Genomic DNA, 21,320 nt, shown 5'->3' on the forward strand with positions numbered 1-21,320 from the left:
CGGTGATTGTGCCGGTCAGCCCGCCCACCACCGACGCCGGGTCACCGGTCGAGCCCGACGCCGGGTCACCGGTCGACCGGTTCGGCGCTGCTGGCTCCCTTCGCTCGGGCGGTCAGGTCGGCGAGCAGGGTCAGGGCCGGGCGCAGGTCCGGCTCGGTGGTCAGGGCGCGGCGGAGCAGGGCCAGCGCCGCCGGGGTGTCGCCGGAACGCAGGTGGGTGAGGGCCTCGTTGTAGTCGATCCGGCCGGTGTAGCGCAGCCGGACCAGGGCGGCCAGGTCCTCGCGGCAGGACGGGCAGCGCAGGCTCTCCTGCTCCGCCGGCACCGCGCACTGCGGGCAGGGCACCTCGATGGGCGGCACGTGCGAGGCGTTGGGGGCGGTGCTCATCGGGGACCGGCCTCCTCGGGGCGGACCGGGCCGAGGGACTCCGGCGCCGGCTCGTCGCCGAGCTCCCGCTGCGCCTCGGCGTAGAGCAGCAGCAGGGCCGAGTTGTGCCGGTTGGCGGCCTCCATGTTGGCCGACTCCACCGCCTCGTCCAGCCCGCGCAGTTCGGCCAGGATCCGTTGGGCCAGGGCGGGGGAGACCAGGCTCTGGCTGACGTAGACGTTGCACATGGTCAGCATCCGGAAGGTGTGGCCGAGCGAGGCGCACAGCTCGTCCGCCTCCGAGGCCGCGGCCACCGCGCCGTCCCAGTCCGCCGCCTCGCGGCGATCGCGCAGCCGCGCGGCCACCGCGCGCAGCCGGACCAGGTCGCTGGGGTCCAGGTGCTTCTCGCAGTAGTGGATGAACAGGCTCAGGTACGCCTCCGAACCGCGCACCCAGCGCTGGGCCTGGAGCTGGAACTGGGCCCGCTCCAGCGCCGCGTCCACCGACCGGCCCCTGGTCTGGCCCGCGGCCATGTCGTCCAGCGTGTCCATCAGCTGCCGGGCCTCGCGCAGTTCGGCCTCGGTGAGCTCCTCGCCCCAGCGGTCGGTGAAGCTCTCGATCTGCCGCTGCTGGTCCTCCACCTGCACCTTGAGCTCCGGGTCGAGGGTGACCCGCTCCAGCTTGACGGTCTTCTGCTCGCCGCCCTGGATCTGCACCGAGAGGGTGATGGTGCGGTCCCGGTCCAGACCGAAGGAGACGTCCACCGGGGTGCGTCCGCCCAGGCCGGCCGGCAGCCGCAGGCTGAGGTGGCCGATCAACTCGTTCTGCTGGGCGGTCTCGTGCTCGCCCTCGTAGACCGCGACCTCCAGCCGCTGGCGGCCGCTGCCGGAGACCACGAACTCCCGGCTGACCGGTGAACTGGTCGGATAGCTGGTGTTCTTGGGGATGATGACGGCCAGCCGGCCGTCGTTGAGCTCGATGCCCAGGTTCTTCGGGGTGATGTCGAAGGGGTTGGTGACCTGCATCAACTCGTCGCAGGATGCGCAGACTTCGGTGCCGGGCGGATTGACGGTCCCGCAGTTCGCACAGCGCAGGCCCACGTCCTCGGCCGCGCTGGTGCCGCTGCCGCCGCCGGTGAGCGACATCCCGCAGAGCTCGCAGGCGGTGGCGCCCGGGGCGGCCGGGGTGCCGCAGCGCGGGCAGCTGTGGGTCTGCGCGGCGGGCACCGGGGCGGCCGTCGTCGCGACGGGGGCGCTCGCGGTGGCGCCACCGGCCTCGGTGGCTCCGGCGGTCCCGGTGGCCACCTGGCGGCCGCACTTGGGGCAGGCCTCGGCCGCGGCGTCCACCGGCAGGTGGCAGCCCGGGCAGGAGAGGCGGGGGCCGCCGAGCAGCGAGGCGGCGCAGTTGGCGCAGGCCGAGGCGGCCAGGTCGCCGGGGGCGCGGCACTCCGGGCACTCCACCTCGGCGACCAGCGCGGACTGCACCGCTGCGCCCAGCGCCACGCACTGCATCGGGTTGACCCCGCGGCGGATCCGCTGGTGGCCGAAGACCTCGCCCAACCGCCGTGCCACCAACGGGATCGAGGTCGAGCCGCCGACCAGCAGCACCTCGTCGATGTCCCCGACGGTGAGGTTGGCCTGCATGATGGCCTTCTGGGTCAGTTCGATGGTGCGCTCGATCTGACTCCTGATCAACTCCTCGAAACGGGACCGCTCGAAGACCGTCTCCAGGACCAACTGGCCTGCGCCCAGCCCGGGCAGGACCACCTCCGAGGCCTCCTGGTTGGACAGCTCGATCTTGACGACCTCGGCGGCGGCGGCGATCCGCGGCCGGTCCCGGCGGTCGGGCTGGTAGTCCGTCCCGTGCTCCGCGCGGATGTCCGCCAGCAGCGCGCCGGTGATGGCGCGGTCGAAGTCGTCGCCGCCGAGCAGGTTGTCGCCCTCGATGCCGAGCACCGAGACCGAACCGGGCACCAGCAGCAGGATGGAGATGTCGAAGGTGCCGCCGCCCAGGTCGTAGACCAGTACGGTGCGCGCTTCGTCCCCGGGCTCGCTGGTCATCCCGTAGGCGAGGGCGGCCGCGGTGGGCTCGTTGATGACCCGCAGCACGTGCAGGCCGGCCAGCCGCCCGGCCTCCTGGGTGGCGGCGACCTGGCGCTCGCCGAAGTACGCGGGGACGGTGATGACGGCCCGGTGGAACGGCTCGCCGAGGCGCTGCTCGGCGTCCTCCTTGAGCCGGCGCAGGATGATCGCGGATATCTCGATCGGGGTGTAGGAGCGGCCGTCGAACCAGACGTTGACGTCGCCGTCGGTGCCCGCGGTGACCTTGTAGTCCAACTCGTCGAGTGCCGCCTGTACGTGCGGATCGCGGAACTTGCGGCCCATGAAGCGCTTGACCGAGCGGATCACGTTCTCGCCGTCCAGCGCCAGGCGGCCGCGGGCGGTGGAGCCGACCAGCAGCTCGCCGCGCCGGCCCCGGCCGACCACGGAGGGGGTGGCCTCCTGGTTCTGCCGGTTGAAGATGATCTCCGGTTCGCCTCGGCGGAGGTGGGCCACCACGGAGTTGGTGGTGCCCAGGTCGATCCCGAGCGTGCGGTACATGTCGTTCCCCTCTGACTATCGCTTACGTCGCCCGCGCCGGGCCTTGGCTTTACGAGCCCCGCGGTGCTGCGTTCGGGCTGTGCGGGCAGCGCTCTGCGGGGCGTCGGCCGCGGGCAGGTCCGCCGGCTCGGCGGGGGACGGCTCTTCGCCCTCGGCGAGCGATGGCTCCGCCCCCTCGGCGAGTGACGGCTCCGCCTCCTCGGCGAGTGACGGCTCCGCCTCCTCGGCGAGTGACGGCTCCGCCTCCTCGGCGAGTGACGGCTCCGCCTCCTCAGCGGCAGCCGGCGGCCCGTCCTGCGCCACCTCGGTGGCGGGCGCGGTGGTGGCGACCACCACCTGGGCCCGGCGGAGCACCTCGTCCTGCCAGAAGAACCCGGTGACCACCGTCTGGACCACGGTCTCCGGCGCCACCTCGGTCCTCGGCTCGCCGCCCACGATCTCGGACAGCGCCGGGTCCGCCGCCAGCCCGTCCAGCCGCATCGGACGCACGCCCGCCTTGGCCAGCTTGCCCAGCAGCCTGCGGCGGGTGGCGTCGATCCCCGCGCGCCGCCCCGGCAGCGCCGACTCCGGGTCCTGCGCCAGCGCCACCAGCGCGTCGTCCACCTCGATCAGCAGCCCGAGCAGCTCCTGCTGTGCCTCCCGGGCCGCCCGCGCCTCCTCACCCCGCAGTCGTTGCAGCAGCGAGCAGCGGTAGAGCAACTGGCTGAAGGCCTGGGCCAGATCGACCTCCAAGGCCCGCTGCGGCACCGCCAGGGGCTCCGCCGGCTCGCTCGACTCGGCTGCCTCGCACGGCTCATGCGTCTGTGGCGTCGTCATGCCGCTCACTCCGGGATCTCGATCGGCGGCAGCACCGACAGGTCGGCGGCGAAGCGCGCGGGGACGGGCGGTTCCGGGTCGACCCCGGCCGGTGGCGGGTCGGCGAAGTCCGCCGTCAACTCCGCGCGGTGCAGCACCAGAAGGGTCTCGGCGGGCGGCAGCGGCGGCCGGTCGATCACCAGCAGCGGCTCGGCCAGCGCGGGGGCCAGCAGCTCGGCGACGCCCGACACCGGGTCGGGTGGCAGCAGCTGCTGGACGTCCAACTCCAGCCGCCGGTCCGGGTTGCGCAGCAGGGCCGCCGCCTCCTGGATCTGCTGGCGGCTGTAGCGGCCCCGCTTGACCGCCGGTCCCACGGCGAGGTTGATCTCGCGTACTCCGGCGCTGAGCGGGACACCCAGGACCTCGTACGGCGACGGTTCGTGCAGCGGCATGGCGGCGGTCTCGTCTCCCTTGTGCGGAAAGGCCGTTACGGCAGGTTCGGCCGCTTCGGCGGTGGTGGATGGTGGATGGTGGTGGAGGGGTGCCAGTGGTAGCGGACGGGTGTCGGTGGCGGCGGTTCAGCGCAGCGAGTTGATCCGCCGCTGGAGGTTGCGCAGCGTCCGGTCCTGCGGGCTGTACTGCACGGCCTGCGCGATCAGGCTTCTGGCCTGCCGGAGTTGGCGCATGTTCGCCTGGCGCACGGCGTGCGCGCTGCAGACGATGCCCAGCTCCTCGCGGACCTTGTTGGCCGCCGCCGGATCGGGCGCCAGCTTCAGCGCCTCCTCCAGCAGCTCGGTGGACTCCTGGTAGCGGTTGGCGCCGAAGTGTTCCGCCGCCTCACTGCGCCAGACGACGAGCATCAGCCCGCGCAGCTCGGCCGAGTCGTCGTAGGACCGGGCCAGCTTCAGCAGCGCGGTCCGCTCCCCGAACGGGCGGCCCTGGTACTCCTCCAGCGTGTTGGCCAGCAGCACCGCCACCCGGCGCGGGGCCTCCCGGACGGTGTTGCCGCTCCAGTCCGGATCGTTCTCCAGCGCCGTGGTCATCCGGCCGACGGCCTGCGCCCGGTCCCCGGCCAGCGCGGCGGTGCGGGCCAGCTGCCCGAGCACATGGGTGAGGCCGTACCGGTGCTCCTTCTCCTGCGGGTCGAGGGCGATCAGCTCCTGCCACAGCCCCACCGCCTCCAGCAGGCCCTTCTCCGTCCCGGGGGCGCTGAGCTCGCGGGCCCGGTTGCCCAGGGCGGCCGCCAGGAAGTGCCGGGCCGTCGGATCCTGCGGGGCCAGCTCGATCGCCCGGCGCAGCAGGGCCAGCGCGCGGGTGAACTCCTTGCCCTCGTTGCTGATCTTCCGGGCCAGCTGGGCGTAGCCGGCCCCCAGGTTGCTGCGCACCTCGTCGTGCTCGGGGGCCAGGGCCCGGGCCTGCTCCAGCAGGGAAACCGCGCCCGCCTGGTCGTCGCCGGTCTCCTTGAGCAGGGCGCGGGCGGCGCGCAGGCCGCAGTCCGCGGCGATCTCGGCCAGCGCCGGCGGGACGGGCGCCTCGCGCAGCTGCTGGGCGCGGGTCAGGCAGGCCAGCGCCTCGCGCCAGTCCTGTTGGCGGTGGTGCTCCCCGGCCTGGTTGGTCAGTGCCTCCTGAAGCAGCTCCCGCCAGGCCTCGTCCTGCTCGGGCCCGGGTATCGCGTCGAGGGCGGCGACGGCTGCCGCGTGCCGTCCCTGGAGCAGCAGGTAGCGGTGCGGGCCTAGGGTGCCGAAGAGGCCGAGCGCCTGCGTCACCGGGTGCACGCCGAACGGGCCGGGCCGGCGCCAGGGCTGCACGGCGTGCTCGAACCGTCGCCGCCAGTCGATGAGTTCGGGGCTCTGCGGCGCCGCCCGCAGCAGCCGGTCCAGGGTCGGGCCGAGGACCAGCCGGCGGCTGTCGCCGCCCGGTCCGGATATCCGCAGCTCCTCCTCCTGCGCGAAGGCCTCGGCACTGTGTGTCTCCATGCCGAGCCGGACGGTCCACGCGGCCACCTCGTCGCCGCTGCGGCCGTGTGCGCGGTCGAGCAGGCGCAGGTCCTCGCGGAGCCGGTCGGTGAGCGCGGTACGGGCGGCGGCGATGCGTTGGGGCTCGGCCGGCCGTGCGGTGACACGGGCGGTTTCGTGCCACAGCTCGGGCAGGTGGAGCGCGGCGATCAGCGAGCCGATGGTCCACTGCCAGAGCGACCCGTCCTGCTCGGCTGCGCCGTCATCGCCCGCACGGCCGGCCGCGGTGGCCAGGCGGTAGCCGGTCAGGCCGAGGGAGTGCAGCAGCCGGGGGTGGGCCGGGTCCCCGAGCAGCAGCGCGCGGTAGCCGTCCCAGGCCTGCTGGTACCGGCCCTCGGCGGCGTGCAGGTGAGCCTCGTGCTCGGCCAGCAGCGCGAGGGCGGCGGTGGCCTGCGGGTGCTCCGGCGCCAGGTCGACGGCCTGGCGCAGCTCACCGGCCGCGCGGGCGCTCTGCCCGGCCGCCAGCGCCACGGCGGCGCTGCGCACCAGCACGGCGCCGCGCTCCCGGGCCGCCGCGGCGGGGAGCGTGGCCAGGGCACCCGCCAGATCGCCCCGCTCGGCGCGGAGCAGCGCGAGATCGCGGCGGACCGGGGCGGCGTCGGCCTCGCCGAGCACGTCGGCCCAGGCGGTCAGGGTCGCCTCGGCCTGCGCGACGAGCCCGGCCCGGCGGGCGCAGTCCAGCACCGCGCGCAGTGCGGGGCCGGCGCAGGACACGCAGCGCGGCGCGCCGGCCCCGGCCTGCTCGGGGCGGTACAGGTGGCCGGCGCAGCCCTCCCGGCCGCAGCCTCCGCAGGCGCCGGTGGCCGCCTCGGTGCAGGCCGCGCCGGAGCCGGCGCCGCACGGCGAGTGGGCGATCGCGAGGCCGGACACCGGACCGGCCCCGGGGGAGTGCCCCACCGGGCTGTCCAGGAAGCGCTGGTGCCACTCCAGCGCCGCGGGCCAGTTGCCGGCCCGCTCGGCGAGCAGCGCGCGCAGCCGGGCTGTGCCGGGGTCGCCCGCCGGCGCCGGCTCCAGGGGTGCGAGCAGCGCCACGGTCTGCACCGGGCGGCCAGTCACCAGGGCGGCGGCGGCCAGGTGGTAGCGCTCGCGGGGGCCGTCGGCCGGGCTGAGCAGGGCGGCTGTGCCGTCCGCCGAGCCCTGGGCCAGGGCGAGCGCGGCGCGCAGCCGCGCGGTCCGCCGGTCCGTCGTCACCGGGGCCCGCGCCGCGTCCGGGACGCCGGTCTTCGGGGCTCCCGCGTGCGGGCCGTCTACCTGGCCAGGTCCGGCCGTCCGCCACGGCGGTGGCGGCTCGGCCAGGGCGAGCGCGGCGGCGGCCTCCTCGCGGGCCCGCGCCAGGTCGCGCCGCCCCAGCAGCAGCTGCGCCGCCTCGCGCAGCGCGGCCTCGCGCAGCGCCGGCCGGTAGCCGGGAGCGGACGGTACGTCGGTGACTGCCTGCTGCCAGAGTGCGCGGGCCGCCGCCGGGTCGGCCGCGAGCTGACGGCGGGCCAGCTGGTCGCGGGCCAGGGCGAGCCGGTCGAGCAGGTCCACGCCGCGCAGCGGTTCCCAGCGGGCCAGCGCTCCTGCGGGGTCGCCTGCCCGGGCCAGCGCCAGGCCGTGGTGGAAGGCGGCGGTCCGGCGCCAGCAGCCGTCGTCCGGCCCCTCGCCCGTTCCGCCCGCTGCTCCGCCCGTCGCCCCGTCTTCCGCCTCGCCCGCCGTCCCGTTCGCCGCCTCGGCGCGCAGCAGCGGCTCCGCCTCCGCGTCCCGGCCGGCCGCCAGCAGCGCGGCGCCGAGCCGCACCCGGGCCGGCCGCCAGTGCGGTGACAGGGCCAGCGCCGCCTGGTAGTCGGCGGCCGCGTCGGCCGGCCGGGACGCACGCTCGTGCAGCACCGCCAGGCCCAACCGGGCCGGAGCATAGGTGTGTTGAGTGCCCAGCGCGGCCGTGAACTGCTCCCGTGCCTGCTCGTCCTCGCCACGCAGCAGCGCCAGCCGGCCCAGCGCGTAGCGCGGCCGCGGATCGCGCGGCGCCTCGGCCACCGCTGCCCGCAGATCGGCACCGGCCGGGGCCAGTTCGCCGAGCCGCTGCCGGGCCAGCCCACGGAAGAGCAGCGACTCCGCGCGCAGCAGCGGTCCCCGGGACCACGGGCCGGGCTCGCCCGGCCCCCGCCGCAGCGCCTCGTCGAAGGCCGCGACCGCCAGGGTGTCCTGCTGCCGCGCGCTGAGCTGGGCGCCTCGGCGGAACCAGAGTTCGCCGCTGCCGGCGGGCGCGGCCGCGGCCAGCAGCGCCTCGGCCTCCGGTAGGCGGCCGGAGCCGTGCAGCAGTGCCGTCCGGGCGAGCACCGGCCAGTCCCGTCCCGGCAGTGCGGCCAGCGCGGCCGCCGTCGCGTGCTCGCGCTGCGCGTCCGTGCCCTCCCGGCAGCGGCGCTGCAGCCAGTCCAGCGCGGCGGCCGCCGCCTGGGCCTCGGCTCCCGGCTCGGCACCCTGGGCCGTCGCCTGGAGGAAGGCGAGCACCGGTGGGAGGCTGTCATCAGCGAACTGGCCGTCAGCGAACTGGCCGTCGGTGGTCAGCCCGTCAGTGACCAGGCCGTCGGCGGTCAGGCCCTTGGCAGATTGGACCGCCTCCCCGGCGAGTTGGCGCAGGCTCCAGCGGGGCAACTGCCAGGCCGGCTCCGGCAGGAGCGGGAACGCCTCGCGATAGAGCGGCAGTGCCCCGGGGGTGTCACCCAGTGCGGCCGTGGCATCGGCCTGCCCGACCAGGGCCAGGCCGCGCTGCGCCCGCAGCGCTTCGGGCGCCGTCGCCAACCGTCGGACCAGCCGGGCGTATCGCCGCCGGGCCTGTTCCTGCTGCCCGGCCTTGGCCGGCGCCGCTGCCCTGGTGAGCGCCTTGGCCACCGCGGCCGGGTCGAAGGCGCGTCTGTGCCGAACCAGCGCGGCACCGCCCGCACCGACCAGCACCACCACGAGCAGCAGCAGTGCGAGCTGTGCCATGCACCGTCCCCTTGCCGTTGAGCTCCGCCGGATTCGCCAGTCGCGCCGGATCCGCGCAGGTCAGACCAACGACCGTGTACAGAAAGCGATCTGACGCTCAATCATGATGTTGCCAGTGGCATCAGGATAGGCGGCGCCGGGCGAGCGGACCAGCAGAATGGCACGATCCAAAGACAGTGGGAGGCAGCCCGGTTCCGGCGGCTCGGCCCTTGGTGGCACGGGCGCCGAGGCCGGCTCGCGGACCTCCGCGACGCGGGCCCGCACGGTCCGCAGCGCGTGGCCCGCCGGAGGCGGAACGGGACCGGCAGGCCGGCGCGTGGAGTTCCACCACGGGGCGAAAAGATATTTGATAACAACGCAATGGAGTGCGAATAGCGCCACGGCAGGGATGAACTTGGGGTCATCCAGCAGGCGCGCGCCATCAGCGCGCGCCTATGCGCTGGGTGGGAGGCGATTGACGCCCGCGCTCGCGGTCCAGTTATCTGGAAGAGTCGGCAGCTCTGCTTAAGGAGTAGTCAATGCCCCGCACGGGATTCCCCAGTAAATTGCGGTCAGGCCTCTTCGCCCATTCCACGAGGTTTGCCCAGCCCACCGTGCCGCTGCCCGAGATCGCCGAGAGCGAACCGCAACGGCGGCTGATCACCGGTGAGTTCGCGGTGGTGCGGTCGTGAATTCCAGCCCCCTGGAACGGATTCTGCGTGGTCCCAGCGGAATCGGTACAGCAAGCCTGCAACAGCTCCAGCGGACCTGCGATGCGCCGGCCGCGGCGCCGCCGGAATGCGCGATCCCGGCCCCGGGTGCGCCGGCCGACAACGCGCCGGCCAAGAGTCCATCGGTTCCGCAGAGCCTTTCCGCTCCGCAGAGCCCGTCCGTGCCGCAGAGCCTTTCCGCGCTGCAGGCCCTACAAGCCCTACAAGCTCCGCAGAGTCCGCAGACGCCCCAGCGCGAGGGGCCGCCCCAGCCCGGCGACCCGATTCCGGGCCTCTACTACCACCCGGTCGCCGAGCCCGACCCCGAGCGGGTGGCCGAGGTGAGCCGGCGGATCAAGTCCTGGGCCCTGGACGAGGTCCAGCTGTACCCGCCCGACTGGGAGGACCAGTTCGACGGCTTCTCGCTCGGCCGCTACATGGTCGCCTGCCACCCGGATGCCCCCACCGTCGACCACCTGATGCTCGCCACCCGGCTCATGGCGGCCGAGAACGCGGTGGACGACTGCTACTGCGAGGACCACGGCGGCTCGCCCGTCGGCCTCGGCGGCCGGCTCCTGCTGGCGCACACGGCCCTCGACGCGCTGCACACCACCGAGGAGTTCCATCCCCAGTGGGAGGAGTCGCTGAGCGCGGACCCCCCGCGGCGCGCCTACCGCTCCGCCATGGACTACTTCGCCCGCTCCGCCACGCCCGCCCAGTCGGACCGCCTCCGGCACGACATGGCCCGCCTGCACCTGGGGTATCTCGCCGAGGCGGCCTGGGCCGAGACGGAGTACAGCCCGCAGACGTGGGAGTACCTGGCGATGCGCCAGTTCAACAACTTCCGCCCCTGCCCCACGATCACCGACACCGTCGGCGGCTACGAACTCCCGGCGCACCTGCACGCCCTGCCCGCCGTGCAGCGGGTCATCGCGCTCGGTTCCAACGCCACCACCATCGTCAACGACCTGTACTCGTACACCAAGGAGCTCGCCTCGCCCGGCAAGCACCTGAACCTTCCGGTGGTGATCGCGGAGCAGGAGGGCTGCTCCGAGCGCGAGGCCTACCTGAAGGCGGTCGATGTGCACAACGACCTGATGCAGACCTTCGAGGCCACCGCGGCGGCGCTGGCCGCCACCCATCCCGATCCGACCCTGCTGCGCTTCCTGCGCGGTGTGGCCACCTGGATCGACGGCAACCACCACTGGCACCAGACCAACACCTACCGCTACAGCCTGCCCGATTTCTGGTAACGACGGAAACGATGGAGCTGACGAAGTGACCACGATGGACCTCACCCCCGGCACCGAGACCGCAGCCGTGATCCCCGGCCCCGCAACGGCGTATCAGGACGACATCGCCCGCTACTGGGACCAGGAGGCCCGCCCCGTCAACCTGCGCCTCGGTGACGTGGACGGCCTCTACCACCACCACTACGGGATCGGGGACGTCGAGGTCGACGCCCTGGGTGCCGCGGGCGACAGCGAGCGCGAGAAGAAGGTGGTCGCCGAGCTGCACCGGCTGGAGTCCGCGCAGGCCGATCTGCTGCTCGACAACCTGGGCCAGATCCCGCGGGACAGCATGCTGGTGGACGCCGGCTGCGGCCGCGGCGGCTCGATGGTGATGGCGCACCAGCGCTTCGGCTGCCGGGTCGAGGGCCTGACCCTCTCGGCCAAGCAGGCCGAGTTCGCCAACCAGCGGGTCCGGCAGCTCGGCTTCGAGAAGTACGTCCGCTCGCAGGTCTGCAACATGCTGGACATGCCGTTCGAGACCGGCCAGGCGGCCGCCTCGTGGAACAACGAGTCCAGCATGTACGTGGACCTGCACGACCTGTTCGCCGAGCACGCCCGCGTCCTTGCGGTCGGCGGCCGCTATGTGACCATCACCGGCTGCTGGAACCCGGTCTACGGGCAGCCCTCGAAGTGGGTCTCGCAGATCAACGCCCACTTCGAGTGCAACATCCACTCCCGCCGCGAGTACCTGCGGGCGATGGCCGACAACCGCCTCGTTCCGAACGCCGTGATCGACCTCACCGAGGCCACGCTGCCGTACTGGGAGTTGCGGGCCACCTCCTCGCTGGTCACCGGAATCGAGGAGGCGTTCCTCTCCTCCTACAAGGACGGGTCCTTCCAGTACCTGCTGATCGCCGCCGACCGGGTCTGACCACCCGCGCCGGCCACTGCCCGAGGGCACCCCGCGTCCAGCGACCGGGGTGCCCTCGGGCGTCTTCGGTGGTCCCTCTCCCCGCTTCCGGTGCCGGGATCAGCCGGCCGGCGGGATGTTGTAGACGTTGCCCGGAGTCGCGACGCCGGTAATGGCCTTGGCGATCACGGTGCTCGGCTCGTTGCCCTGGTACGGGATGTCGGAGTTGATCAGCACGACCAACGTGGTCTGTTGCGACGGCAGGTAGATGGTGACGCTCTCATAGCCCGGGAGGGAGCCGTTGTGCCCGATCCAGCCGTTGATGTCGAACAGGCCCAGGCCGTAACCGGCCCCCGGAATGGTGGTGTTGATGAAGTTGGTGCGCTGCGCCTGGACGGCGTTGCCGAGCAGGGTGCCGGTGGCGACGTCGAAGGCCCACTTGTGCAGGTCGTTCAGCGTCGAGATCTCAGCACCGGCCGCCCAGCCCCAACTGGGGTTCCAGTTGGTGGAGATGGCCTCCTGGCCGTTCAGGGTCTGGTTGGTGTAGCCCTGGGCGTGCGGGTTCGGGTACTCGGCGCCGCTGGGCAGGAAGGTGTCGCTCAGCCCGGCCGGGCCGGTCACGTGGTCGTGCAGGTAACCGGCGAGGTCCTGGCCGGACACCTTCTCGACCACCAGGCCGAGCAGGATGTAGTTGGAGTTGTCGTACAGGAACTGGCTGCCGGGCGCGAACAGGTTCGGGTGGCCGAAGCCGAGCGCGAGCAACTGCTGCGGGGTCCATGGCGCGGTCGGGTCGGTGAGGAACTTATTGACGAAGGTGGGGTCGGAGGAGTACGGGAACAGGCCGCTGCGCATCTCCAGCAACTGACGCAGCGTGATGTTGTCGCCGTTCGGAACCCCGGGGACGTACATCGAGATCGGGTCGTCCAGGCCGATCTTGCCCTGGTCGACGAGCTGGAGCACGGCGGTGGCGGTGAAGGTCTTGGTCTCACTGCCGATCCGCATGTGGAGGTTCGTGCTCATCGGTTGCTTGGTGGCGCTGTCGGCATGCCCGAAGGTACGGACGTAGTCGGGCTGCCCCGGCTGCCACAACCCGACGATGGCGCCGGGTACACCGGTCTGCTGCAGCGCCTGCTGGATGGCGCTGTCGAGCCTGCTCGCCTCCGTGCCGGGCTGGTCCTGCTGCACCATCGCGGTGGGGGCGGCGGCCTGAGCCGGTACGGCCGCCACCTGCAACAGCCCGGCGAGGGCCAGCGTGGCAGCCGCGATTGCTCTGCGGGTGGGTAAGGCTCTCATACGTCGATCGTCGACCTTCCGGGCCCCCGGCGCGATTCGGCCGGACGGTGCAGCCCGGACACCCCCTGCGCGCACGCGCCCCGCTACGGGCAGTCGCGCCGCCCGACGCTCCCACCCACGGCTCGGAACCACACCGGAAACACATCCGGAAACGCAGAAGTGCCGGCCGGGATCAATCCCGGCCGGCACTCGGCTGGAACCTGCGAACTCACCTCTGGTGTCCGAGGGGGACACAGACTGTTACCCCACGGCGGTCGGGTGTGCCGGGGTGCTGGAGCTGCTGGGACGCGCGCTGGTAGGAGATGCCCCTGAAGCCGCCCCGGCTTCTGCGCCGTTCCCCCGTGGCGCGCGGTCGTGGCACCACCTGCGTCTCGGGCTTCACCACATGGCCAGTAGATCGGACAGGTTTACGTCCGGGCGGGCAACCGGCTTTGCCGTGAAGGGTGTTGGTGCGGGAGCCGGCGTGTGGCCGGGGATGGTGTAGAGGCAGGTGCGACGTCCGCCGGTGGCCGGACCCGGTAGGCGTGTCACGGCGCCGGTGGCCACTTTGACAGGGTGAACGGGAGCCCTGGTCAGGTTCTGGGAGCCGCTGCCCAGGCGACAACGACCAGACCGTTGTTGCCTGGCTTGCCGGGATCGCCGTCCGTGCCGGGGGTACCCGGTGTGTTCAATACATTGCCCGAGTTGCGATATCCGTTCCCGCCGCTGCCGCCGTTCCCGCCCTTCCCGCCGTTCCCGCTGTTCCCAGTGCCAGCTGGGACTGTGTAGAGAGTGCCATCGGGCAGGGTGACGCTGGTGACCGGAGTGCGGCCACCCGCACCACCGGCACCACCACTGCCTCCACCCGCACCATAGACATAGTCACTGGTGCGCCCAGCGCTTCCGGCGGCCCCGCGGGCTCCGACGGTTCCGGCGTTGCTGAGTGGTGGAAACATGTCCCATCCGCACATCGGTGTGCCGGTGTGGCTGATGCCCCTGTCCCCCGGGTCGGTGGGCTGACCGCCCTTGGCCCCTTTCCCCTGGCCGCCCTGGCCGCCCCTCGCGCCCTCGGTTGCATTGAAGCCGGGGCCACCGGCATCTGCCTGCGCCCCGTCGGAAGTGAATCGCCCAGTCAGCTTGGAAGGCTGTCCGTGCCCTGCCACGCCCCCGGAAGCCCCGCCAGGTGATCCCGGCTTCCCGTCCTGCGCCGCATCGCCGACTCCGCGAGGTCCGCCTGTGCCGCCTTTCCCGCCGGGCTTCGCTCCGGTTCCGCCCGCTCCGACGACGACCTGGTAGGCAGGGGGATGTGTGGGATCAGACACCCTGACAACGCACGGGACGTAACCGCCACTAACACCGCCACCGCCACCGCCGCCGCCTGCCCCGCCCCCGCCACCAGTGGAGGTTCCCCCACCGAACGCATCAGTGGCTTCGCCGCCCCCACCTCCGCCCCCGCCGCTGCCGGCACCGCCGCCACCTCCGCCGCCCCACAGGTACACAGTGAACGTCGCAATGCCAACCGGAGGGGTAAAGGCAAACTCGCCTGGTGACGAGAACACCTGCCGCGTTGGGGCATTCAGGCCGGCGGCGGTGGCAGGAGCGGCCAGGGTCGTGGGGAGGATCACCGCCCCGGCCACGGCAGCCGCCACACTCGCAACGGCCCCGGCCCTCGGACGCCCTCTCCTCTCCCCGGGTCTCTTCACACCTCCAGTGCTCCCCGCAGGACCCGGGATCCTGGGCACCGACCTTCGCGGTCGGTGCTTACTCTGGTCCGCGGTCATACCGTTCCCTGCTTCCCTCTGTACGGCGGGCGGAGTGCCCTCGCTCACGGGAATTCTGCGTACACCGTCACTCCGCCCGCATTCCGGCGCGGCCCTATGGGTGGCGCTGACTCCAGCGTGCGGTCCGTCAGCAGCCGCTGGTCGCTTGAGTGGAGCGGCTCACCGTGGTGGGCCCGCGGCGTAACGCTTGTCCAGCCACCGGTCAAGGTCGGTTGGCCGGCAGCGAAGTGATTGGCCGACCTTGATGAACGGCATCCCCTCCTCTGAAGGTCAACCCGCCCCACACGGCGAACCCTCCGACCGAGCGGCAGATCAGGGCCGCGGAACCCGGCTTCCCGACCCTCAACGACCAGGAGACGGCTCACTTCCTGGGCGAGATCTGGGAGCCCTGCGGCAACCAGGCCTGTGACGAGGGGCTGACCCATCACTGCCTGCGGGACGCCCGCTGTGGACCTCCTACGCGGCGACCTCGTGCCGCCGGAGTGAGGTGCTGGGGTGGATGTGGGACCTCATCAACTGGGATGAGTGCTCCATCGAACTCGGGTGGGTGGTGGTCGAAGAAGGCAACACGTTCCGGCTACGAAAGCTCACCAAGGACGGGGGCGACAACGCGGTCATCTACGTCGATCAAGCCGGATTGGTCTCTCTCATCCCTGGCCAGGAGACTCGCTGGGCCGTTGGTCACATGGTTGGTCACGCTCAGGGTCTGGAAACAGAAAAACCCCACATGAAGTGGGGTATCTGCTGGTGTCCGAGGGGGGACTTGAACCCCCACGCCCGATAAAGGGCACTAGCACCTCAAGCTAGCGCGTCTGCCATTCCGCCACCCGGACAGGGTGTGTGCCTCGGGGTTTTTCGTGCTGTCCCCGCGGCGACAGAGAGAACACTATCAGGCTTTCGGCGTAGCTCCGACCCACCCGCTCCCGCCGCCCACCTGCGGTTCTCGCTCCCCGCGGGCACCCGGGCGCCCGCTCGGGGCGGCAACGCCGCCTCCCGCCGGCAGTGGGTGCGCGGGCAGGTCAGGGGCCCGGGGCGGATGAACGGTCGTGCGTCGGAGGCGCGGGGAAAGTCGGCCAGGAAGTGGGCTGTTGTGCTCATGGTCGGTCGAAAATGGTCTGCCAGGGGCAAGTTCCTCGACCGGGCGCGAGGATTCCGGTCGCTCTCCTAGCCTCGGAGATGAAGGGGAGCCCTGAACGGAACACCCCGTTCCCGGATGGTCGGCCGGTGCCGGCGGTGCCTCCCGAGGCCCGACGAAGGGTGGCTGGACGTGGAGCGGACGACTGCGGGGACGTCGACGGTGGTGGCGCCGGTCCAGGTGCCGGACGGGGTCGAGGTGGAGCGGGCCGCCGACGGGCTGTGGCGGATCGTCGCCGGGGCGCGGGAGTCCTCGGTGCCACGGGTCCGGCACGCGGTACGTGACCTGCTACGGGCCCGCGGGCTGACCGGGGAGTGTTATGAGGACCTCACCGACGGCCTGCTGCTGATCGTCTCCGAACTGGTCACCAACGCCGTCACGCACGCCGCGGTGCTCTCGCCCCGGGTGACCACCGAGGTGGAGATCGGCCGCGGCCAGGTGCGGGTGGCGGTGGAGGACGGGCACCCGCACCGGCCCAAGGCCGTGCAGAGCGACCCCGAGCAGACCGGCGGGCGCGGGCTGCTGCTGGTCAAGAGCATCGCCTTGGCGGCGGGCGGCGCCTGCGACGTGGAGCGGACGTGCGACGGCGGCAAGGTGATCTGGGCCTCGCTACCGCTCCCCGCCGCCGCCGAGCGGGCGGGGAGCGGCGTGAGCGGCCGCTGAGCGGCCCGCCCCACCCCTCGGCGGCGCCACCCCACCCCTCGGCGGACCGGCCCCGCCCCTCCTCAACGGGCCGCCGCTGTCACCAGCTCGGCCCGGCGATCTCCCGGATCCCCGGCAGGGCCGCCTCGAAGACCGTGTTGAACCAGACCGAGAAGGGCCGCTCCTGCTGGAGCTCCTTCAGCTCCCGGGCCGTCACGAAACGGGTGTCGTCGACCTCCTGCGGGTCGGGCCGCAGCTCGTCGGTGAGCAGGCCGACGAAGAGGTGGTTCCACTCCCGCTCGATCAGCCCGGAGGCCTCGTCCGGCAGGTCGTAGCGCACGGTGCCCGCCGCGCCGAGCAGGCTGGGGGCGGCGCCCAGCTCCTCGGCGGTGCGCCGGGCGGCGGCCACGAACGGCGGCTCGCCGGGGTAGGGGTGGCCGCAGCAGGTGTTGGACCAGACGCCGGGTGAGTGGTACTTGCTCAGCGCGCGGCGCTGCAGCAGCAGCCGGCCCTGCTGGTCGAAGAGGAAGACCGAGAACGCCCGGTGCAGATGGCCCGGCTGCTGGTGGGCCCAGAGCTTCTCGGCGGTGCCGATGGTGGCACCCTCGTCGTCCACCAACTCCAGCAGGATCTCGGGAGCGGCCGTGGGCTCCGCGACCCCGCCGGCCGGGTCGGTGGCAAGGCTGGTCGATGAACTCTCGGGCATAGCGCCTCTTTCGGCACGGGGACCGGCGCCGCCACCCGGGTACGCCACCCGGGCGAGCCCCCCCGGTCCAGCGGACGGCAGCACGCCCCCGGGCGCGAACAGTGCCGTGTCGCGTACGGAGGGCATGGGTGCCAGTCTGCCGTATGGCCGAGGTGCTGGGACGGATTCGACGCACCATCCCCGGGATCACCGGTGCGGGGGAGCCGAGGAGCACCCTCGACCAGCACTGCTGTCCGAATGGGTCGTTTTTCTCGTACACCGGTCCGACACGTGACCGCCACGCAACCGTCCGAACGCCCTCACCGCCGGGCCCGATCGGTCGGCCGCGGGGCACCCCGGTGGGCCGGGCGGCGTTCGGGCCGGTGGTGTCGGTCGCCTACCATCACTACGACACGGTGCACCGCCGAGTGGCGGGACCGGGGCGTCGTTCCGTGAGCGGGCACATGCGGGTACGGATGTGCATCGTCAGGCTCGTGGACGGTCGAGGGGAACCCCAGGGCGGCACTGCGCACCCGGAACGACGAAACAGGAGACCCCGCATGATCGGCCTCGTTCTGGCGGCCGGAGCCGGCCGTCGGCTCCGTCCGTACACCGACACCCTGCCCAAGGCGCTGGTGCCGGTCGACGGCGAGAAGACCGTGCTCGATCTCACTCTCGGCAACTTCGCGGAGGTCGGTCTGCGCGAGGCGGCGATCGTGGTCGGCTACCGCAAGGAGGCCGTCTACGAGCGCCAGGAGGCGCTGGAGCAGAAGTACGGCGTCAAGCTCACCCTGGTCGAGAACGACAAGGCCGAGGAGTGGAACAACGCCTACTCGCTCTGGTGCGCCCGCGAGCTGTTCACCGAGGGGCTGCTGCTGGCCAACGGCGACACCGTGCACCCGGCCTCGGTGCAGCGCACCATGCTGGACGGCAACGACCGCTTGATCGCCGAGGGCCATGCCCCGGGCATCCTGCTCGCGCTGGACACCCGCAAGAAGCTGGCCGACGAGGAGATGAAGGTCGTCGTCGACCCGGTCAAGGGCATGCAAAGGATCACCAAGCTGATGGACCCGGCCGAGGCGACCGGTGAGTACATCGGTGTCACGGTGATCAACCCGTCCGCCGCCGCCGACCTGGCCGACGCGCTGCGCACCACCTACGAGCGCGACCCGCAGCTCTACTACGAGGACGGCTACCAGGAGATGGCCGACCGCGGCCTGCGGATCGACGTGCAGCCGATCGGCGAGGTCTCCTGGGTCGAGGTCGACAACCACGAGGACCTGGCCAAGGCGCGGGAGATCGCGTGCCAGTACTGACCCGGCTGATCCCTTCGCCGGTCTTCGTCGAGATCCGGTCGGGCGCCCTGGACTCGCTGGCCGGCATCCTCGCCGACCAGCGGCTGTCGACCGCCGGCCGGGTCGCGGTGGCGATCAGCAACGGCTCGGGGACCCGGCTGCGCGAGCGCCTGCTGCCGATGCTGCCGAACGCCGACTGGTTCGAGGCGGGGGACGGCACCCTGGACGGCGCGGTGCGGCTGGCGGACGAGGTCCGCGGCGGTCACTACGACGTCCTGGTGGGCCTCGGGGGCGGTAAGATCATCGACGCCGCCAAGTACGCCGCCGCGCGGGTCGGGCTGCCCCTGGTCGCCGTCGCCACCAACCTGGCGCACGACGGCATCTGCTCTCCGGTCTCGACCCTCGACAACGACGCGGGCCGGGGCTCCTACGGGGTGCCCGGGCCGATCGGCATCGTGGTCGACCTGGACGTGATCCAGCAGGCCCCGCAGCGCTTCGTGGCGGCCGGTATCGGTGACGTCCTGTCCAACATCTCGGCCTGTGCCGACTGGGAACTCTCCCAGCGCGAAACGGGCGAGAAGGTGGACGGGCTGGCGGTGGCGATGGCCCGCTCGGCGGGCGAGAACCTGCTGCGCCACCCGGGAGCCCTGGAGGACGCGGACCTCCTTACGGCGCTCGCGGAAGCACTGGTACTGTCCGGCATCGCGATGAGCATCGCGGGCAGCACCCGGCCTTCCTCGGGCGCCTGTCACGAGATCTCGCACGCCTTGGACGTGCTGTATCCCAAGCGTTCGGCTCAGCACGGCGAACAGGTCGGCCTCGGCGCGGCCTTCGCGAGCTTCCTGCGGGGTGAGCACGAGCTGACCCGACTGATCGTCGACCGCCTGCGGGCCCACGGCCTGCCGGTGACTGCCGATCAGATCGGGTTCACCGAGGCGGAGTTCGTCGAAGCGGTGCACTACGCTCCGAATACCCGCCCGGGGCGCTTCACGATTCTTGAGTACCTCGACCTCTCCCCATCAGCGATCAGGGACGCGTACGCCGACTATGTCCAAGCCGTCAACAGCTGAGCCCCGAGCCTCGGCCGCACCGCCTCCGGCTGCCGGCCGCGCCGCGGTTGACCTCACGGTTCGTCCCTCGATCGAGGAACTGCGCGCGGTGATCCACCCGGCGGGCATGCTCCAGCGCCGCAGCGCCGAGCACTGGGCGGGCCGCCTCTACATGCGCAGCATCTCGCTGCGGATCACCCGGGTGCTGTCGACGGTCACCGCGATCACGCCCAACGGCCTGACCTACACGATGATGTGCACCGGCATCCTGGCCGGCGCGGGGCTGCTGATCGCCGGTCTCGCCGGTGCGATCGTCGGTGCGCTGCTCATCCAGCTCTATCTGCTGCTCGACTGCGTGGACGGCGAGGTGGCCCGCTGGCGCCGGCAGACCTCGCTGACCGGCGTCTACCTGGACCGGGTCGGCCACTACATGTCGGAGGCCGCGCTGCTCACCGGCCTCGGCCTGCGCGGTGCCGACCTGCTGCACCACAGCGGCGGCGCCACCCACTGGGAGTGGGCCTTCCTCGGCACCCTGGCCGCGCTCGGCGCGATCCTGATCAAGTCCGAGACCGACCTGGTCGACGTCGCCCGTGCCCGCAGCGGCATGACGGCGGTGGCCGACAGCGCCTCGGTGCCGCGCTCCGCGGGCGTGGCCAAGGCCCGCCGGGCCGCCTCGCTGCTGAAGTTCCACCGGCTGGTCGGTGCGGTCGAGGCCTCGCTCCTCATCCTGGCCGCCGGGATCGCCGACGCGGTGCACGGCGGGCTCACCTTCACCCGCCTCGCGGTGGTCGTGCTGGCCGCGATCGCCATGCTGCAGACCGTTCTCCACCTGCTCAGCATCGTCCTCTCCAGTCGGCTGCGGTGAAAGCTTCGATGAACAACACCACTACGAACACCAAGCCCACGGGCACCAGGGCCGATGACTTCCGTCTCGGCGCCGTGATCATCACCATGGGCAACCGCCCGGCCGAGCTGAACGCGCTGATCGAGTCGGTCCGGCGCCAGCAGGGCCCGGCCGTGGAACTCGCCGTGGTCGGCAACGGCGCCCCGCTGCCGCCCCTGCCGGCCGGCGTGCGCGCCGTCGAGCTGCCCGAGAACCTCGGCATCCCGGGCGGCCGCAACGTGGGGATCGAGCTGTTCGGCCCCGACGGCCGCGACGTCGACGCGGTGCTCTTCCTGGACGACGACGGCTCGCTGCCGAACCCCGACTCGGCCCGCCTGCTGCGGGAGGCCTTCACCGCCGACCCGGGCCTGGGCATCGTCAGCTTCCGGGTCGCCGACCCCGACACCGGCGTCACCCAGCGCCGGCACGTCCCGCGGCTGCGCGCCGCCGACCCGCTGCGTTCCTCGCGGGTCACCACCTTCCTCGGCGGCGCCAGCGCGGTCCGCTCGACGGTGTTCGAGCAGGCCGGGCAGCTGCCCGCCGACTTCTTCTACGCCCACGAGGAGACCGACCTCGCGTGGCGTGCGCTGGACGCCGGGTGGTCGATCGACTACCGGGCGGACATCGTGCTGCACCACCCCACCACCTCGCCCGCCCGGCACGCCTCGTACTTCCACAACGTGGCGCGCAACCGGGTGTGGCTGGCCCGACGGAACCTCCCGGCCCTGTTGGTGCCTCTCTATCTCTGCACCTGGCTGCTGCTCACCCTGGCCCGCCGCCCCTCCGGGGAGGCACTCAAGGCCTGGTGGGGCGGCTTCCGGGAAGGCTGGCGCAAGCCATGCGGCGAGCGACGGCCGATGCGATGGCGTACTGTATGGCGATTGACCAGGTTGGGCAGACCGCCGGTCATCTGATCACCCGGTCAGCGGACCACCACACCGCCAGCCGGACCCCGTGATCCCCCCATGGATCTCCCCGCCGAGAGCCCGGCGACTGCCCCCGGCCAGC

Annotated in this window: 15 protein-coding genes and 1 tRNA gene; 8 read left to right on the forward strand and 8 right to left on the reverse strand. The window is 72.5% G+C overall.

Annotated features, from left to right (window positions below; genetic code table 11):
• Positions 1 to 65: 65 nt before the first annotated feature.
• The 5 genes from ACFZB9_RS20410 to ACFZB9_RS20430 form a co-directional block, all read right to left on the reverse strand.
• Positions 66 to 386: a tetratricopeptide repeat protein gene (locus ACFZB9_RS20410; RefSeq protein WP_391448986.1), complete on the reverse strand. Its 321-nt coding sequence runs from the start codon at positions 384 to 386 to the stop codon at positions 66 to 68.
• Positions 383 to 2,965, reverse strand: a complete 2,583-nt coding sequence (locus tag ACFZB9_RS20415) for an Hsp70 family protein (RefSeq protein WP_391448988.1) — start codon at positions 2,963 to 2,965, stop codon at positions 383 to 385. The genes ACFZB9_RS20410 and ACFZB9_RS20415 overlap by 4 nt, the downstream gene beginning before the upstream one ends.
• A 15-nt stretch (positions 2,966 to 2,980) precedes the next feature.
• Positions 2,981 to 3,781, reverse strand: coding sequence for a nucleotide exchange factor GrpE (locus tag ACFZB9_RS20420; RefSeq protein WP_391448990.1), 801 nt, complete (start codon positions 3,779 to 3,781; stop codon positions 2,981 to 2,983).
• A 5-nt stretch (positions 3,782 to 3,786) separates the two neighbouring features.
• Positions 3,787 to 4,212: a hypothetical protein gene (locus tag ACFZB9_RS20425; RefSeq protein WP_391448992.1), complete on the reverse strand. Its 426-nt coding sequence runs from the start codon at positions 4,210 to 4,212 to the stop codon at positions 3,787 to 3,789.
• A 126-nt stretch (positions 4,213 to 4,338) separates the two neighbouring features.
• Entirely contained in the window at positions 4,339 to 8,739 is a 4,401-nt protein-coding gene (locus ACFZB9_RS20430; RefSeq protein ID WP_391448994.1) for a hypothetical protein, read from the reverse strand.
• Between the two features lie 518 nt (positions 8,740 to 9,257).
• On the opposite strand from ACFZB9_RS20430, the gene ACFZB9_RS20435 reads away from it, so the two are divergent.
• Genes ACFZB9_RS20435 through ACFZB9_RS20445 form a run of 3 tightly spaced genes read left to right on the forward strand, consistent with a single transcriptional unit; the run spans position 9,258 to position 11,591 of the window.
• A complete protein-coding gene (locus tag ACFZB9_RS20435) occupies positions 9,258 to 9,410 on the forward strand; it encodes a hypothetical protein (RefSeq protein WP_391448996.1) in 153 nt (50 codons plus the stop codon).
• 20 nt (positions 9,411 to 9,430) lie between these two features.
• Positions 9,431 to 10,681 carry a family 2 encapsulin nanocompartment cargo protein terpene cyclase gene (locus ACFZB9_RS20440; protein WP_391449041.1) on the forward strand — a complete coding sequence of 417 codons (1,251 nt, stop codon included), beginning with the start codon at positions 9,431 to 9,433 and terminating at the stop codon, positions 10,679 to 10,681.
• 34 nt (positions 10,682 to 10,715) lie between these two features.
• Positions 10,716 to 11,591: a geranyl diphosphate 2-C-methyltransferase gene (locus tag ACFZB9_RS20445; protein ID WP_391449043.1), complete on the forward strand. Its 876-nt coding sequence runs from the start codon at positions 10,716 to 10,718 to the stop codon at positions 11,589 to 11,591.
• 99 nt (positions 11,592 to 11,690) lie between these two features.
• On the opposite strand, the gene ACFZB9_RS20450 is transcribed toward ACFZB9_RS20445, so the two are convergent.
• Positions 11,691 to 12,863, reverse strand: a complete 1,173-nt coding sequence (locus tag ACFZB9_RS20450) for a serine hydrolase domain-containing protein (RefSeq protein WP_391448998.1) — start codon at positions 12,861 to 12,863, stop codon at positions 11,691 to 11,693.
• A gap of 2,505 nt (positions 12,864 to 15,368) precedes the next feature.
• A tRNA-Leu gene (locus ACFZB9_RS20455) sits at positions 15,369 to 15,456 on the reverse strand.
• Positions 15,457 to 15,890: 434 nt separating this feature from the next.
• On the opposite strand from ACFZB9_RS20455, the gene ACFZB9_RS20460 reads away from it, so the two are divergent.
• Positions 15,891 to 16,421, forward strand: coding sequence for an ATP-binding protein (locus tag ACFZB9_RS20460; RefSeq protein ID WP_391449000.1), 531 nt, complete (start codon positions 15,891 to 15,893; stop codon positions 16,419 to 16,421).
• Positions 16,422 to 16,500: 79 nt separating this feature from the next.
• Here the strand turns inward: ACFZB9_RS20460 and idi are convergent, their stop codons facing one another.
• Positions 16,501 to 17,106, reverse strand: coding sequence for an isopentenyl-diphosphate Delta-isomerase (gene idi / locus ACFZB9_RS20465; protein WP_391449002.1), 606 nt, complete (start codon positions 17,104 to 17,106; stop codon positions 16,501 to 16,503).
• A gap of 539 nt (positions 17,107 to 17,645) precedes the next feature.
• Here idi and ACFZB9_RS20470 point away from each other — a divergent pair.
• The 4 genes from ACFZB9_RS20470 (at position 17,646) to ACFZB9_RS20485 (ending at position 21,226) form a co-directional block, all read left to right on the forward strand.
• Positions 17,646 to 18,401 (forward strand): sugar phosphate nucleotidyltransferase, encoded by a 756-nt coding sequence (locus ACFZB9_RS20470; protein WP_391449004.1) that lies wholly within the window; start codon positions 17,646 to 17,648, stop codon positions 18,399 to 18,401.
• Positions 18,389 to 19,450: an iron-containing alcohol dehydrogenase family protein gene (locus ACFZB9_RS20475; RefSeq protein ID WP_391449005.1), complete on the forward strand. Its 1,062-nt coding sequence runs from the start codon at positions 18,389 to 18,391 to the stop codon at positions 19,448 to 19,450. The genes ACFZB9_RS20470 and ACFZB9_RS20475 overlap by 13 nt, the downstream gene beginning before the upstream one ends.
• Before the next feature lie 106 nt (positions 19,451 to 19,556).
• Complete coding sequence (locus ACFZB9_RS20480; RefSeq protein WP_391449045.1) at positions 19,557 to 20,294, forward strand: CDP-alcohol phosphatidyltransferase family protein; 738 nt, start codon at positions 19,557 to 19,559, stop codon at positions 20,292 to 20,294.
• An 8-nt stretch (positions 20,295 to 20,302) separates the two neighbouring features.
• Positions 20,303 to 21,226, forward strand: coding sequence for a glycosyltransferase family 2 protein (locus tag ACFZB9_RS20485; protein WP_391449007.1), 924 nt, complete (start codon positions 20,303 to 20,305; stop codon positions 21,224 to 21,226).
• Positions 21,227 to 21,320: the final 94 nt, after the last annotated feature.

Origin of the sequence: Kitasatospora sp. NPDC008050 (assembly GCF_042957465.1) — a bacterium.
Classification (GTDB): Bacteria; Actinomycetota; Actinomycetes; order Streptomycetales; family Streptomycetaceae; genus Kitasatospora.

Bases quoted from the DNA above. Each gene is read 5' to 3' on its own strand.
- ACFZB9_RS20450 (WP_391448998.1), bottom strand. From the start codon at position 12,863: ATGAGAGCCTTACCCACCCGCAGAGCAATCGCGGCTGCCACGCTGGCC.
- ACFZB9_RS20420 (WP_391448990.1), bottom strand. From the start codon at position 3,781: ATGACGACGCCACAGACGCATGAGCCGTGCGAGGCAGCCGAGTCGAGC.
- ACFZB9_RS20480 (WP_391449045.1), top strand. From the start codon at position 19,557: ATGCTCCAGCGCCGCAGCGCCGAGCACTGGGCGGGCCGCCTCTACATG.
- ACFZB9_RS20415 (WP_391448988.1), bottom strand. From the start codon at position 2,965: ATGTACCGCACGCTCGGGATCGACCTGGGCACCACCAACTCCGTGGTG.
- idi (WP_391449002.1), bottom strand. From the start codon at position 17,106: ATGCCCGAGAGTTCATCGACCAGCCTTGCCACCGACCCGGCCGGCGGG.
- ACFZB9_RS20410 (WP_391448986.1), bottom strand. From the start codon at position 386: ATGAGCACCGCCCCCAACGCCTCGCACGTGCCGCCCATCGAGGTGCCC.
- ACFZB9_RS20470 (WP_391449004.1), top strand. From the start codon at position 17,646: ATGATCGGCCTCGTTCTGGCGGCCGGAGCCGGCCGTCGGCTCCGTCCG.
- ACFZB9_RS20435 (WP_391448996.1), top strand. From the start codon at position 9,258: ATGCCCCGCACGGGATTCCCCAGTAAATTGCGGTCAGGCCTCTTCGCC.
- ACFZB9_RS20485 (WP_391449007.1), top strand. From the start codon at position 20,303: ATGAACAACACCACTACGAACACCAAGCCCACGGGCACCAGGGCCGAT.
- ACFZB9_RS20425 (WP_391448992.1), bottom strand. From the start codon at position 4,212: ATGCCGCTGCACGAACCGTCGCCGTACGAGGTCCTGGGTGTCCCGCTC.
- ACFZB9_RS20430 (WP_391448994.1), bottom strand. From the start codon at position 8,739: ATGGCACAGCTCGCACTGCTGCTGCTCGTGGTGGTGCTGGTCGGTGCG.
- ACFZB9_RS20445 (WP_391449043.1), top strand. From the start codon at position 10,716: ATGGACCTCACCCCCGGCACCGAGACCGCAGCCGTGATCCCCGGCCCC.